Here is a 13,611-nt window from a genome sequence, read left to right on the forward strand (position 1 = left end):
TCAGACTGCCTGCAAATCGGCCAGACGCGCCAGGCGCGCCTGGCGCACGCTGTCCTTGATGCGCGCCGGCTCGCCCGCGCAAGCCTTGGCGATGGCGCCCGCGTCCACGCCGCGCACCGCCGCCACCCGCGATTGCCACGCGGGAAGGTCCACCGCGCGCAACACGGCCGCGGCATCCAACAGTTCAAAAAAGCGTTCCGGCTTGCGCAAGGCATCGGCGCGCTCCATCAGCGCCAACTGCGCATCGGCCCTGCCCGGGCCATCCGGCATGCCATCCTGCGCACCCAATGCGTCGAGGACTTCAGGCAAGAGTCGCGCGTAGTCGTTGCATTCCGTGGGCACGCGCATCCGCCGTCCCAGCGCTTCGCGCTGCGGCGTCAGGCGGCACATCAGCGCGTAGCGGCTTGCCAGCGGCAAGCCCTGCCGCGCGGCGCAATCCAACTGCGCAGCCACTTCGTCCACGCCCTGCAATTCGGGCATCACGCGCGCCAACGCGCCGGATTCGTTCAGCACGCCCAGCATGCGCGAAGGCGCCTGCGCCATCAGGCCGCGCGACAATTCCTTCCAGACGCGTTCTGCCACCAGCGCATCGGCCTCGCCGGCCTCGACCATGCGGCGGCACAGCGCCATCGTTTCCGGCGCAATGCTGAAATCGCCAAAGCGCGCGGCAAAGCGGGCGAGGCGCAGGATGCGTACGGGATCCTCTTCGAACGCATCGCCCACATGACGAAAGACCCGGGCGCGCAGGTCGTCCGCGCCGCCCAGCGGGTCCACGAGCCGGCCGTCTTCGTCCTGGGCAATGGCATTTACCGTCAGGTCGCGCCGGCGCAGGTCGTCCTCCAGCGTGACGTCCGCGCCCGTGTAGAAGGTGAAGCCCTTGTAGCCGCGCCCCGACTTGCGTTCGGTGCGCGCCAGGGCGTATTCCTCTTTGGTGCGGGGGTGCAGAAAGACGGGGAAATCGCCGCCGACGGGGATGAAGCCGCGGCCGGTCATGTCTTCAGGCGTGGCGCCCACCACGACCCAATCGTGATCGCCGTGCGGCAGGCCGAGCAGCGCATCTCGCACCGCGCCGCCAACGATATAGGCGCGCAGGCCCTCGGTCGCCGGATCGCGCGTCATGGCGCGGCGGCGGTTTCGGTGCCTGCCGGCACGACGTTGCCCAGGCGCTCCTTCAGCGATTGCGGCTGGCCGGTGAACATGGCCGCGTAATACGTGGCGTTGGACATCACGTTCTTGACGTAGATGCGGGTTTCGGTGAACGGAATGGTTTCGGCAAAGATGGCGCCTTCGACGGGATGCGTGAACGTCGAACGCCAATTACGCGGCCGGCCCGGACCCGCGTTGTAACCGGCGCTGGCCAGCATCTGCGAGCCGTCCAGGCCGCGCAGCACGATGTTCAGGTAGTTGGTGCCAAGCTCGGTGTTGGTGTCGAAATCGTTGACGCTGGCCGGCGTGAAGTCGCTCATGCCGATCTTGCCAGCCACCCACTTGGCCGTGGCGGGCATGAGCTGCATCAGCCCCGAGGCGCCCACGTGCGAGCGCGCATCCATGATGAAGCGCGATTCCTGGCGGATCAGCCCGTACACCCAGGCCGGATCCAGCGCGATGGCGTTGGCCTTGGCGGTGACGCGGCCCTCGAACGGCGCGATGAAGCGCTGGCTGAAGTCGAATTCCTTTTCGGTGCGGTCCGACGTGTTGACCACGCGGTCGTAGATGTTCTCGGCGCGGGCCAGCTCGGCGGCGGCCAATAGCTGGCGGTCGTTCATGCCGCGCAGCGTGAAGTTCCACTCGGGAACGGCTTCGGCGCGCCAGCCCAGGCGGAACAGCAGCACGGCGCGTTGCAGGCCCGGATTGGCGCGGGCCTCGGCGATCTCGCGGTCGCTGATGGGTGCGGGACGCGGCGGCACATTGATGCGGCGGCCCAGCTCTTCCGCGGCCAGCTGGCCGTAGAAATCAAAGCGGTCGGCGATGCTGGCGTAGGCGGCCTGCGCCTTGTCCTTGTTGCCCGTCGCGGCCTGGCCGCGGGCCTTCCAGTAGACCCAGACCGTCTCGGCCTGTTGCGAAGGCGGCATTTCGTCGATGGATTCGATGACCCACTTCCAGTCGATTTTCGGCTGGCGCAACGCGGCGCGCACCTTCCAGGCGGCGTTGTATTCGGTCATGCGGATATGGCCCGCCTCGCGGTACCAATCGTTCGCCCGGCTGTCCAGGCCCAGCGCGGCGGTCAGCGCGTACTGGCCGCGCACCCAGGCCAGGTTCGACTTGGACATCGACTTGGCCCATTCGCGGCGCAGGTAGGAGTCGGCGACGCTGACGTCCGAGCGCGCCAGGCGGGCCAGCGCGATCGTGACCAGTTCCTTTTCGTTGCGACCCACGGGCATGCGGTCCTGCCGCGTCAGCCACTTCATGGGGTCTTTCATGATGACGTCGTAGGTCTTCACGTCGCGCGGTTCGAACATGTACTGCACGAACTTGCGCGCATCGGTGGTCTTGTTGGCCTCGATGGCATCGCGCAGTTGCGGCTCGAGTTGCTCCCAGCCCAGGATGCCGTCGGCCACGAGCTGGTCGTACAGCGCCCAGCACGCGCTGCCGGGCGAGAACACGGCCATCGCCTGCGCGGCCGTGGCGCGCTGGCCGGTCATGTGCTTGCCGTCCAGGATGGCGCATTCGATCTGCGCGTTGCTGTTTTTGACGGGCGCCAGCTTGCGCACCGTTTCGAAGTCGCCGCTGCGGGCGGCGGCGAGCAGCCAGTCGCCGCGCAGGCGGTCGGCCAGGTAGGCGTCGCCATTGCTGTTGATGAACTGCTGCAGCGCCGCCACGGGCCGGCCCGAGGCGGGCGGCGTCCAGAGCTGATAGCGCAGCAGCCAGTATTCCGGATACATGCCCAGCGGGTCGCCCTTGGCCTGCGGCACCAGGGCGCCCAGCACCGACCACTGCTTGCGGTTCATGGCTTCGCGGGCGGCGACCACGGCGGCCAGCGCGGGCGTTTCCGCGGTCGGCGGCAGGCCCGCCAGCACCACGGGAGGCACGGCGATCATCGGCTGGGCCGCCTGCACGGCGGGCTGAGGCTGGGGATTGACGGCGGCGCTGCGCTGCTGCGCATCGACGGGCGCACAGGCAGCCGTGAAAAGCGCCACCAGCGGCAGCAAACGGCGCAGCCCGGCGCGGGCGTCGGCGGCTTGCAACGAGGAATTCTGATACCGTGGGGGCTGCCGGGCGCCTGTCTCGCGACGCACCCGCATGCTGAGCATACGCATGTTCGTCTTCAGCATGTTTGCCTTCATATTCAACCCCCCGGTTACAGCCACCGCATGACTACGCAAAATACTCCAGAGGATACCGCAGTCCACCGCACGCGATTGCGGAAATTGCGCACCGAAATGCCTGAAGACCAGCGCAGCCGGGGCGCTTTGCTCATGCGCGCACGCCTTTTCACCTGGCTGAATGTGGCCCGCGACCAGGCCGTGCAGGCCGGCAATCCGGCACCCACCACCGTGGCCGCGTTCTGGCCGATGGCCGACGAGCCCGATCTGCGCCCGCTCCTGACGCAATGGAGCGAGGCCGGCATGACGGTGGCGCTGCCGGTCGTGCGCGAGCGCAACGCGCCGCTCGCCTTCCTGCCCTGGACGCCCGAGGCCGAGCTGCGCGCCGGCCCCTACGGCATCCAGGAGCCCGTGGCCGGCCCGGAACTTCTGCCTGACGTGGTGCTGGTGCCCACGCTGGGTTACACCGAACTCGGCGACCGCCTGGGCTATGGCGGCGGCTATTACGACCGCACCCTGGCCGCCCTGCGCGACCGCGGCCACCCCTTCACTGCCGTCGGCATCGCATGGAGCTGCGGCGAGCTGGACCCGGGCTATGTCCCCGCCGCGCACGATGTCCGGTTGGACGCGGTGCTGACGCAGGACGGCTGGGTGCCGCACGCGCCGCTGGAGCAAGGCGGCAAGAGCGGATCGGTGCTGCATTCCTATCGCATGAATTGACGCGTCCCCGCTGACGCACCAGTTTCGTCCGGCGTGACGCACCAGCTTGGTGCGCGCGCCCGGGCAGCGCTCCAGCCGCCCTCGCCCCCCTGGCGGCCTCCCGTCCCCGGATTACGCCGTCGTCCGCCCCGGGGATGGCATTTCCCCCGCCCGCAGCGCATATTGATGCCGTATCGCCCCGTCTGCCGCCAAAGCTGGCATGCGGGTTGCTTGTACACCTTGACCGGCCGGCCACGGCCGGATGACGGCCGCGTGCAAGCGGCCGCAAGCATCTGCACGGAGGAGCCATGAAGGACCTACCCGCCCGTCCATCCGCCTTTGACGAAATGCGCGATGGCGAGAACCGCATCCGCTCCCATTACCAGGCATTCGAGCGCTGGCACAACGAGCAGTCGGACGAAGCCATGTCCGTGCGCCGGCTGGAGGCCGACCTGAGCTTTCGCCGCGTCGGCATCACGTTTTCGGTTGCGGGCGACGCCGCCGGCACCGAGCGCCTGATCCCTTTCGACCTCATCCCGCGCATCATTCCCGCCGAGGAATGGCGCCACCTGGAAGCCGGCCTCAAACAGCGCGTGCGCGCACTGAACCTGTTCATCCGCGACATCTATCACGGCCACGACATCGTGCGCGCGGGCATCGTGCCGGCCGAGCAGGTCTTCCTGAACGCGCAATACCGTCCGGAGATGCAGGACGTCGATGTTGCCGAGGACATCTACTGCCACATCGCCGGCGTGGACCTCGTGCGGGCGGGCGCCGGTGAATTCTATGTGCTGGAGGACAACCTGCGCGTGCCGTCGGGCGTGTCGTACATGCTGGAGAACCGCAAGATGTCGATGCGGCTCATGCCCGACGCGTTCGGCCGAATCAAGGTCGAACCCGTCGCGCACTACCCCGACCTGTTGCTGGACAACCTGCGCGAGGTCGCGCCGCACGGCGGCGACGATCCCACCGTGGTGGTGCTGACGCCGGGCATGTACAACTCCGCCTACTTCGAGCACGCCTTCCTGGCCCAGCAGATGGGCGTGGAACTGGTGGAAGGCCAGGACCTGTTCGTCGAGCAGAACACCGTCTACATGCGCACCACGCGCGGGCCGCGCAAGGTCGACGTGATCTACCGCCGGCTGGACGACGATTTTCTCGATCCGCTGTCCTTTCGCGCCGATTCCGCGCTGGGCGTGCCGGGCCTCTTGTCGGTGTATCGCGCCGGCCGCGTCACGCTCGCCAACGCGATCGGCACCGGCATCGCCGACGACAAGTCCACGTATCTCTACGTGCCCGACATGATCCGCTTCTATCTGGGCGAGGAACCCATCCTGTCGAACGTGCCGACCTGGCGCTGCGGCCGGCCGGACGAGCTGTCGCACGTGCTGGCCAACATGCAGGACCTGGTCGTCAAGGAAGTGCATGGCGCGGGCGGGTACGGGATGCTGGTGGGGCCGTCCGCCTCGCGCGCCGAGGTGGAATCGTTCCGGGACCGCGTGCGCGCCAATCCCGCCAACTACATCGCGCAGCCCACGCTGGCGCTGTCGACCACGCCCACCTACGTGGAATCGGGCGTCGCGCCGCGCCACGTGGATCTGCGGCCGTACGTGCTGTGCGGCAAGGAGATCCGCACCGTGCCGGGCGGCCTGTGCCGCGTGGCGCTGACCGAGGGCTCGCTGGTGGTCAACAGCAGCCAGGGCGGCGGCACGAAGGACACCTGGGTGCTGGAGGACTGATCATGCTGAGCCGAACCGCCGACAACCTGTTCTGGATGTGCCGCTACACCGAGCGCGCCGAAAACACCGCCCGCATGCTGGACGTGAACCTGCAGATGTCGCTGCTGCCGCAGGACACGCATACGCGCGAGGGCTCTTGGCTGGGCGTGCTGCGCATCTCCGAATTGCAGGGGCTGTATCAGAGCAAGTACGCGTCGATCTCGCCGCACGACGTGCTGGAATACATGGTGCGCGACCCGGAGAATTCCTCGTCGATCTATTCGTGCATGCGCGCCGCCCGCGAAAACGCGCGCGCCGTGCGCGGCAGCCTCACGACGGAAGTCTGGGAAACCTACAACACGACTTGGCTCGAGCTGCTCAAGCACCTGCACACCGGGCTGCTGGAACGCAATCCGGGCGAATTCTTCGAGTGGGTCAAGTTCCGTTCGCACCTGGCGCGCGGCGTCACCATCGGCACCATGCTGGAAGACGAGGCGCTGTACTTCATGCGCATCGGCATGCACCTGGAGCGCGCCGACAACACCGCCCGCATGCTGGACGTGAAGTTCCACGAACGCAGCAGCGCGGGCGCGCAGGAGAGCCGCGCGGAACCGGCCAGCGCCGCGGCCGTGCAAAGCGAGTTCTACCGCTGGTCGGCGCTGCTCAGCTCCGTGTCCGGCCTGGAGATCTACCGCAAGGTGTACCGTGACGTCATTACCCCCGACCGCGTGGCCGAACTGCTGATCCTGCATGGCGACATGCCGCGGTCGCTGCTGGCCTCGATGCGGGCGGTGGCCGACGACCTGGCGCGCGTGGCGAACCAGCGCTCGACCGAGACCGAGCGGCGCGCGGGCATGTTGTGTGCTGAGCTGCAGTACGGCCGCGTCGAGGACATCCTGGCGAGCGGACTGCACCGGTACCTGGACCGGTTCCTTGACCGCATCAACGACCTGGGCAACCGGATCAGCCAGGACTTCCTGGTGCCGCTGTCGGCATAACACGGAGACAGCCATGAAGCAGATCATCACGCACGTCACGCATTACCGCTACACCGCGCCGGTCAACTACAGCATCCAGACCCTGCGCCTGACGCCGCGCGACGACGAACACCAGCGCGTCTTGCGCTGGAACATCGAGGCGCCGGGCGAGCTGGACAAGCAGGTCGACGCCTACGGCAACATCACGCACACGCTGACGTTGAACCAGCCGCACAGCGACATCGAGCTGCGCGTGTCCGGCCAGGTGCTGGTGGCGCCGCTGGTGCGCGGCGTGCTGGGCGGCGAGGACAGCCGGCTGCCGGTGCATGCCTACTGCGTGCAGACGCGGCTGACGCAGGCGGACGAGACGGTTCTTGCGTTCGCGCGCGCGGTGCTGCCGAACGGGCTGTCGACCTCGGACGACATCCTGACGCTGGCGGGCGCCATCCACGGGCGCGTGGCGTACGAGCCCGGCACCACGGACGTCACCACCGCCGCCAACCAGGTGCTGGCGTTGGGTCATGGCGTATGCCAGGACCACGCCCACCTGTTCCTTGCCTGCGTGCGCGGCCTGAACGTGCCCGCACGCTATGTCAGCGGCTACCTGTACACCACGGCCGAGCACGCGGCCAGCCACGCCTGGGCCGACGTCTGGCTGCCCGACCTGGGCTGGACCAGCGTGGACATCACCAACAGCCAGTTCGCCTCGGAATGCCATTGCCGGCTGGCCGTGGGCCGGGATTACGACTCGGCGTCGCCCGTGCGGGGGGTGCGCACCGGCGGCGGCGAGGAGTCCATGGAAATCAGCGTCCAGGTCCAGGCCGGCGCGCAGCAGTAGGCCGTAACATCCGCCCCGCCCCGCCGCAATACAATGCGGGGTGGCTTTTCCCTCTTTCCGATCATGACCTACTGTGTAGCTGCCCGCCTGGACGCCGGCCTGGTGTTTCTTTCCGACTCCCGCACCAATGCCGGGGTCGACCAGATCAGTGTCTTTCGCAAGATGACCGTGTTCGAGCGGCCGGGCGAGCGCGTCATGGTCCTGATGACCTCCGGCAACCTGGCGGTCAGCCAGGCCGTGCTGAACGTGCTGACCCGCCAGCGCGAGGAAGGCGCCGACACCCTCTGGAACGCCCCCGACATGTTCACGGCCACGCGCCTGGTGGGCGCGGCGGTGCGCGAGGTCTATCACAGCGAGGCCGCCGCCCTGCACGAACAGGGTGTCGACTTCAACGTCAGCATGATCTTCGGCGGGCAGATCGGCATGGAGCAATGCCGCCTGTTCCAGGTGTATTCGGCCGGCAACTTCATCGAGGCGGGCCAGGAATGCCCGTACTTCCAGATCGGCGAGGCCAAATACGGCAAGCCCATCCTGGACCGCGTGCTGCAACCGGACACCTCGCTGGACGAGGCCGCCAAGTGCGCCTTGATCTCGATGGATTCCACACTGCGCTCGAACATCTCGGTGGGCCTGCCGCTGGACCTGCTGGTGTACGACGCCAATTCGCTGCGCGTCACGCACTTTGCCAGCATCGACGAGCACAACGAGTATTTCCGCATGATCCGCGGCACCTGGGGCGAACGCCTGCGCCAGGTCTTTGCCGAAATCCCCGATCCGCTGTGGACCAACCCCGACGCGCCGGGCTCGCTGGTGCCGCCGTCGCGCGTGCACCAACCCCTGCGCATGGAACCGGCCGATGCGGCGCGCGGCGCCTACGTGACGCCGCAGGTGCTCGCCGAAGACCCGGGCAAGGACCAGCCCAACTGATCAGGTTCGGGCGCCGCGCTGGGCGCCCTCCCTTTTGTCAGCGCCGCTCGAACTTCGGCGCGCGCTTTTCTTCGAATGCCTTGCGGCCTTCCTTGGCGTCGGCGGTGGCAAAGCAGATCGCCTGCAGATCGCGCTCGTATTCCACGGCCTTTTCCAGCGGCATCGACAACGCGGCGCGCAGATTGACGCGGGCCGTCTCGGCCGCAATGGGCGCGCGCGAGGCGATGGTGGCGGCAAGCGCCTGCGCGCGCTCGCGCAGCTGCTCCTGCGGCACCACCTCGCTCACCAGCCCCCAGGCCAGCGCCTGCTCGGCGCGGATGGGATCGCCCGTCAGTACCATCAGGGCGGCATTGCTCGGGCCGATCGCATGGACAAGCTGCGCGGTCATGCCGCCGCCGCCAATCCATCCCAGCTTGATCTCGGGCGCGCCCAGGCGCGCGTTGTCGGCAGCGATGCGGATATCGCAAGCCAATGCCATTTCCAGGCCGCCGCCGAACGTATAGCCGTTGATCGCGGCCACGGTGGGCTTCTTCAACATGCGCACGCAGTCGCAGTAATCGAGCCGGTTACGGAAATCCCAGGGCGTGGCGTAGCGGTCCAGCTCGGTGATGTCCGAGCCGGCGCAGAAGGCCTTGGGACCCGCGCCAGTCAGGATCACCGCGCGCACCTGCGCGTCGGCATTGCACGCTTCCACCGCGGCGATCAGCAGGTCGGCCATCTCGGGCGTCATCGCGTTGAGCTTCTCGGGACGGTTGAGTTCGATGATGGCGACATGGCCATCGATACTGAGATTGACGAGTGCGCTCACGTCGAAATCCTTATGCTGCGGGGTGCGGGGAGGCGGCGGCCAGGCTGGCCTGAAAGCGCTGGGTCAGGCCGCGCGCCAAGGTGTGGGAGGGTGCGCGTGCGGCAACGCCGTCGCGCAGGAACTGCGAGGCCTCGCCCTGGAAGGCGATGTAGCCGTCGTGCCGCGGCCGGATCGAGGCCGCTTCCAGTGTGCGGGCCGTGTTGGCATAGAAGTTGCCGCTGGCCGCGTTCACGTCTGCATCGGCCCAGCTGCCGCGATGGCTGGGCTGGCCTTCGTGCTGCGGGATGAAGCGGCTTTGGGTGTCGGCTGCCAGCAACCACAACAGGTGCGCGCGCAACTCTGGGCCCACGATGCAGCGCCGCGATATCGCAATGCCGGTCCCACCCAGGATCGATCCGGGCCGGCCAGCGTCGGCCTGGGGCGCGTCGCGGAACGTGAGCGGCTTGGCGACCGCGGAAGTGGCGTAGTTCACGTAGCCATAGACCAGCGGGCAGAGCGTGATGTCGTCGCGCGCGCTCATGTGGCCCAGCAGCGCGATCGGGTTGTAAGCCAGAGCGTGCGCGGGCGTGCGCCGCGCCAATTCGGAAAGCACGTCGCACGCGTCGGCGAGCGTCGCATCGTCGTGCCAGGCGCCGTGCGGCCGCAAGTCCGTATCGGGTGCGAGCGCGGCGGCGATCGACAGCAGCGACAGAAACGGATGTGGTCCGCCCCAGCTGAGCGCGACCGAGCCGCTGCGTTGTGACAGCGTCAGCACCTCATGCCAGGTGCGCGGCACGGGGCCGTCCAACCGGTCGGCGCGCGTGGCCATCACCTGCGTGGCGGCGTCCAGCGGCAGCGCCCATTGGCGGCCGGCCATGCGGTAACTGTCGTACGACAGCCCGATGCTGTCGCGCGCGATCCGCGCCAGCTCGTCGGGCGCGAACACGGTGTCCAGCGCTTGCAGGCAATCGTGCGCCAGGGCTTCGCCAAGATGGGGGTGATCCAGCACCACCAGGTCATAGCGGGCGCAGAGTTCGGCAATGGGCGCCGACTCGAAACCCTCGAGCGATTGCTTGTCCCAGTGCACCAGCGGCGTGTGGGCGGTGGCCGCGTGCAGGGCGTTGTAGCCGCGAGGGTGATCCCAGGTCAGGCCGCGATAGGGCAACGCACGCTCGCTCATTCCGAGGCCCCTCGCAGCACCGCGCCCGAGGCCGCATGTGCGGCGATCTCGTCGGCACTGAAGCCGAAATCGCGCAGCACTTCGTCGGTGTGCTGACCGGTAAGCGGCGCGCCGCGCACCACTTGGCTAGGGGTCTTGGAAAAGCGGATCGGAAAGCCCGGCGTCTTGATCCGGCCTTCGGTCGGATGCTCGTATTCGACGAACGTGCCGTTGTGCGCGATCTGCGGATCGTCGACCAGATCGGCGTAGCCATACACGGGGCTGCACCAGATGCCGGCGGCATCCAGCTTGGCGAACCAGTCGGCGGTCGAGGCGCGGGCCAACGTGTCGCGCACCAGCGCGTAGATCTCGTCGCGCTTTTCCCAACCGTCGCGCTCGCCGGCGTAGTCCGCCAGGCGCGGTTCTTCAGTCACGCGCGCCAGCACCTTCATGTCGGGCATGGCCAGCGCCAGATAGCCGTCGCTGGTCGCAAAGGTGCCATAGGGCGCGCGGATGTACACGTGCGCGTGCGGCTCGGCACTGCGCACCTGCGGTTTGTGCCCCACCGTGTACACCGAGAGCTCCTGCATCTGGATCGTGGTGATGGCATCCAGCATGTTGACCTCGACCTTCTGGCCTTCGCCGGTGCGCTCTCGGTGCAGCAGCGCGGCCAGCACGCCTTCGAACGCGCAATACGCGGTGACGGCGTCAACCACATACTGGCCCGCCGCGCGCGGCGCCTCGCCGGCCCGGCCCGACGACAGCATCGCGCCCGACATCGCCTGCAGCAGCAGATCCTGTCCGGGACGCGTGGCATAGGGGCCGTCCTCGCCGAAACCCGACATCGATACATAAATCAGACGCGGGTTCAGGGCCGACAAGGTCTCGTAGTCCACGCCCAGGCGGCCGGCGACACCCGGCCGGTAGTTCTGGATGAACACATCGGCCTGCGCCGCGAGCTTCTGGATGATCTCCTTGCCGCCGGCGCTCTTCAGGTCGATCGCCAGCGAACGTTTGTTGCGGTTCAGCGAAAGAAAGGACACGTTGATCTTGTTGCCCGTGATGCCGCCGGCGGGCGCGTGCCGCTGCCATTCGCCGATGGGCGGCTCGATCTTGATAACGTCGGCGCCCAGGTCGCCCAGGCGCTGCGCCGCGAACGGCCCCGCCATGGCGATGGAGCAGTCCAGAACCTTGTAGCCAGAAAGAATGCTCATTGCTTCTACCCTCTGCGTGGCGCCGATGCGCCTTTCAATGCATGACCCAGCCGCCGTCCACCGCCAGCGTCTGTCCGGAAATGAAACCCGCCTCGTCCGAGGCCAGGAACACGATGGCCGCGGCGATGTCGCCGGCGTGCCCGCGGCGCTTGACCGACTGGCGTTCAAGCACCATGCGGTTGTAGCCCTCGGGATCGGGATGGATCTTCTCGGCGTCGGTCGGAAACGCGCCCGGCGAGATGGCGTTGACCGTGATGCCCCACTTGCCAAACTCGCGGGCAAAGGCGCGCGTGACGCCCACCATCGCGCCTTTGGATTGCACGTAGGGCAGCAGGTTTTCCCACCCGCCCGACAGCGTGATCGACGAGATGTTGATCACGCGGCCCCATTGCTGTTCGCGCATGCCCGGCAGCGCCGCGCGCACGATCTGCACGGCGGCCTCCACGTTCACGCGGTGCACGCGCGCCAGCTCGGCATCGCTGTATTCCTCGAACGGGCGCGAGGGATAGATGGCCGCGTTGTTGATGACCACATCGATCGTGCCCTCGGTGGTCAGCCGCTCAAGGTGCGCTTGCAGCGCGCTGGCGTCGGCAAGGTCCGCCTGCAGGATCTGAAGCTGTCCGGCAAGCTGCGCCGGCACGGTGCTGCGCAGGCGATCGATATGCCCGGCGTGGTTGTCAAGCGCGATCACATGGGCGCCCGCTTGCAGCAGCGCGACCGTGGTGTCCACGCCAAATCCACCCGCCGCGCCTGTGTACAGAACACGGCGGCCTTGCAAGGAGAAGCGCGCGCTCATGGGCGCCCCGCGATGGGCGCAAAGCGACCCGACAATGGCGGATAGTCGGTCTCGGGCTGCTCCGCGATCGCGCGGATGCGTGCTTCGCAGGCCGCGATGTCGGCGGCCGAGCCCAGCGCGCTGAACGTCGTGTCGTAGCAGCGCTCCTCGCCATGCGCCAGCCAGATGAGCTCGTTGCGCTCGCGCGCCGCGCCCTGGCCCAGCACATGGTTGGTGGAGGGTTCGATGCCCATCGCGTACTGGCCCGATTGCAGGTTCTGCCACTGATACTGGCAGGGGAATTGATGCTTGTAGGTGCTGACCTGCATCCCGAGGCCCAGCGCATCGTTCACCAGGGCGACCGGCACGCTGCCGTCGGCCGCGGCGGCCATCTCGTGCTGCCACACCTGCTCATGAAAGCCCAGCTGCGGCGCCGGCATGCGGCGGTAGCCCACGCCCTGCTTGCGGTAGTCCTGCTCGTGCGCGGCCCACACCACCTCGCGGATCGGCGCCAGATAGCGCGAGCCGGCGTCCAGCACCGGATAGCCCAGGTTGATGTGATAGCAGAGCATATGGGGCGTGCGGTAAAAGCCGCGATTCACCACACGGTCCGACAGCTTGATGTCGTTGGCGCCCACCTCGATCTCGATGCGGCGGTGCAGCTCCAGATGCTCGCCAAAGACGGTGCCTTGGCTTACCACGCCTTCGGCCCACAGCACGCAGCGATCGCCGTCCCAGCGTTCGCCGTAGCCGGTCAGCCGCGCGGGAATGGTGCCGACGCGGCCATGGATGGATTGCTTGGCCGTCTTGCGCGGGCCATACACATAGTTGTCGGCCGGCGCGTCGTACATGAACAGGATGTGATCCAGCCCGCAGGTCACCATGAGTCCCGAAAACGAGCGCATCCAGCCCAGACCGCCCTCGCCTTCGTAGTCATGCAGTCCGGGATGGCGAAAGCCCGAGGGCGATTGCCATCCCATGGCAAATCCGCGGTATTCGCAATCGGCGATGTCCATGGCACGATCCACCAGCACCGTGAAACGCAGTCCCGTGCCGCTGCGGAACTCCAGCATGCGGATACCGCGCTCCAGCCCGTCGTCCAGCGTCATCAGGCGTACGCCGGCAAACTGCGCAAGCTGTCCGGTGCGCGCCTCTACGTCGCGGCGCGTCATCCAGGTTCCGTAAATATCAGGCATGAGTTCTCCCTGGCAGATGCGCGGGCGCGCGTCTGCCGGTGTCGGTGTTCAGAATCGT

At 67.7% G+C, this 13,611-nt stretch carries 12 protein-coding genes; 5 read left to right on the plus strand and 7 right to left on the minus strand.

The window, feature by feature from the left end:
- Together V6V88_RS26300 and V6V88_RS26305 are read right to left on the minus strand one after the other, a co-directional pair.
- Positions 1-1,119 (minus strand): CCA tRNA nucleotidyltransferase, encoded by a 1,119-nt coding sequence (locus V6V88_RS26300; protein ID WP_338617018.1) that lies wholly within the window; start codon positions 1,117-1,119, stop codon positions 1-3.
- Positions 1,116-3,242 (minus strand): lytic transglycosylase domain-containing protein, encoded by a 2,127-nt coding sequence (locus tag V6V88_RS26305; protein ID WP_155721782.1) that lies wholly within the window; start codon positions 3,240-3,242, stop codon positions 1,116-1,118. The genes V6V88_RS26300 and V6V88_RS26305 overlap by 4 nt, the downstream gene beginning before the upstream one ends.
- A 69-nt stretch (positions 3,243-3,311) precedes the next feature.
- On the opposite strand from V6V88_RS26305, the gene V6V88_RS26310 reads away from it, so the two are divergent.
- From V6V88_RS26310 to V6V88_RS26330, 5 genes are all read left to right on the plus strand, one after another.
- The gene (locus V6V88_RS26310) at positions 3,312-3,983 is read left to right on the plus strand and encodes a 5-formyltetrahydrofolate cyclo-ligase (protein ID WP_334166359.1); all 672 of its coding nucleotides are present in this window, start codon (positions 3,312-3,314) and stop codon (positions 3,981-3,983) included.
- 287 nt (positions 3,984-4,270) lie between these two features.
- Positions 4,271-5,701, plus strand: a complete 1,431-nt coding sequence (locus V6V88_RS26315; RefSeq protein WP_062838905.1) for a circularly permuted type 2 ATP-grasp protein — start codon at positions 4,271-4,273, stop codon at positions 5,699-5,701.
- A gap of 2 nt (positions 5,702-5,703) precedes the next feature.
- A complete protein-coding gene (locus V6V88_RS26320) occupies positions 5,704-6,678 on the plus strand; it encodes an alpha-E domain-containing protein (protein WP_056327334.1) in 975 nt (324 codons plus the stop codon).
- A gap of 13 nt (positions 6,679-6,691) precedes the next feature.
- Positions 6,692-7,495 carry a transglutaminase family protein gene (locus tag V6V88_RS26325; protein WP_142052372.1) on the plus strand — a complete coding sequence of 268 codons (804 nt, stop codon included), beginning with the start codon at positions 6,692-6,694 and terminating at the stop codon, positions 7,493-7,495.
- A 63-nt stretch (positions 7,496-7,558) separates the two neighbouring features.
- A complete protein-coding gene (locus V6V88_RS26330; protein ID WP_338617019.1) occupies positions 7,559-8,422 on the plus strand; it encodes a proteasome-type protease in 864 nt (287 codons plus the stop codon).
- A 37-nt stretch (positions 8,423-8,459) separates the two neighbouring features.
- Here V6V88_RS26330 and V6V88_RS26335 read toward each other — a convergent pair whose 3' ends face one another.
- Genes V6V88_RS26335 through V6V88_RS26355 form a run of 5 tightly spaced genes read right to left on the minus strand, consistent with a single transcriptional unit; the run spans position 8,460 to position 13,553 of the window.
- Positions 8,460-9,230, minus strand: a complete 771-nt coding sequence (locus V6V88_RS26335) for an enoyl-CoA hydratase/isomerase family protein (RefSeq protein WP_108007273.1) — start codon at positions 9,228-9,230, stop codon at positions 8,460-8,462.
- Between the two features lie 10 nt (positions 9,231-9,240).
- Complete coding sequence (locus tag V6V88_RS26340; protein WP_338617021.1) at positions 9,241-10,389, minus strand: hypothetical protein; 1,149 nt, start codon at positions 10,387-10,389, stop codon at positions 9,241-9,243.
- Positions 10,386-11,582, minus strand: coding sequence for a CoA transferase (locus tag V6V88_RS26345; protein ID WP_338617023.1), 1,197 nt, complete (start codon positions 11,580-11,582; stop codon positions 10,386-10,388). Before V6V88_RS26345 ends, V6V88_RS26340 begins: the two co-directional genes overlap by 4 nt.
- 34 nt (positions 11,583-11,616) lie before the next feature.
- Positions 11,617-12,378, minus strand: coding sequence for an SDR family oxidoreductase (locus V6V88_RS26350; RefSeq protein WP_062838899.1), 762 nt, complete (start codon positions 12,376-12,378; stop codon positions 11,617-11,619).
- Complete coding sequence (locus V6V88_RS26355) at positions 12,375-13,553, minus strand: aldose 1-epimerase family protein (protein ID WP_338617025.1); 1,179 nt, start codon at positions 13,551-13,553, stop codon at positions 12,375-12,377. Before V6V88_RS26355 ends, V6V88_RS26350 begins: the two co-directional genes overlap by 4 nt.
- Positions 13,554-13,611 lie beyond the last annotated feature (58 nt).

Origin of the sequence: Achromobacter sp. E1, assembly GCF_037039475.1 — a bacterium.
In the GTDB taxonomy this organism is placed as follows: domain Bacteria; phylum Pseudomonadota; class Gammaproteobacteria; order Burkholderiales; family Burkholderiaceae_B; genus Achromobacter; species Achromobacter mucicolens.

Coding starts and splice junctions, on each gene's coding strand:
- V6V88_RS26310 (WP_334166359.1), top strand. CDS start 3,312: ATGACTACGCAAAATACTCCAGAGGATACCGCAGTCCACCGCACGCGA.
- V6V88_RS26315 (WP_062838905.1), top strand. CDS start 4,271: ATGAAGGACCTACCCGCCCGTCCATCCGCCTTTGACGAAATGCGCGAT.
- V6V88_RS26350 (WP_062838899.1), bottom strand. CDS start 12,378: ATGAGCGCGCGCTTCTCCTTGCAAGGCCGCCGTGTTCTGTACACAGGC.
- V6V88_RS26305 (WP_155721782.1), bottom strand. CDS start 3,242: ATGCGGGTGCGTCGCGAGACAGGCGCCCGGCAGCCCCCACGGTATCAG.
- V6V88_RS26330 (WP_338617019.1), top strand. CDS start 7,559: ATGACCTACTGTGTAGCTGCCCGCCTGGACGCCGGCCTGGTGTTTCTT.
- V6V88_RS26320 (WP_056327334.1), top strand. CDS start 5,704: ATGCTGAGCCGAACCGCCGACAACCTGTTCTGGATGTGCCGCTACACC.
- V6V88_RS26340 (WP_338617021.1), bottom strand. CDS start 10,389: ATGAGCGAGCGTGCGTTGCCCTATCGCGGCCTGACCTGGGATCACCCT.
- V6V88_RS26300 (WP_338617018.1), bottom strand. CDS start 1,119: ATGACGCGCGATCCGGCGACCGAGGGCCTGCGCGCCTATATCGTTGGC.
- V6V88_RS26345 (WP_338617023.1), bottom strand. CDS start 11,582: ATGAGCATTCTTTCTGGCTACAAGGTTCTGGACTGCTCCATCGCCATG.
- V6V88_RS26325 (WP_142052372.1), top strand. CDS start 6,692: ATGAAGCAGATCATCACGCACGTCACGCATTACCGCTACACCGCGCCG.
- V6V88_RS26355 (WP_338617025.1), bottom strand. CDS start 13,553: ATGCCTGATATTTACGGAACCTGGATGACGCGCCGCGACGTAGAGGCG.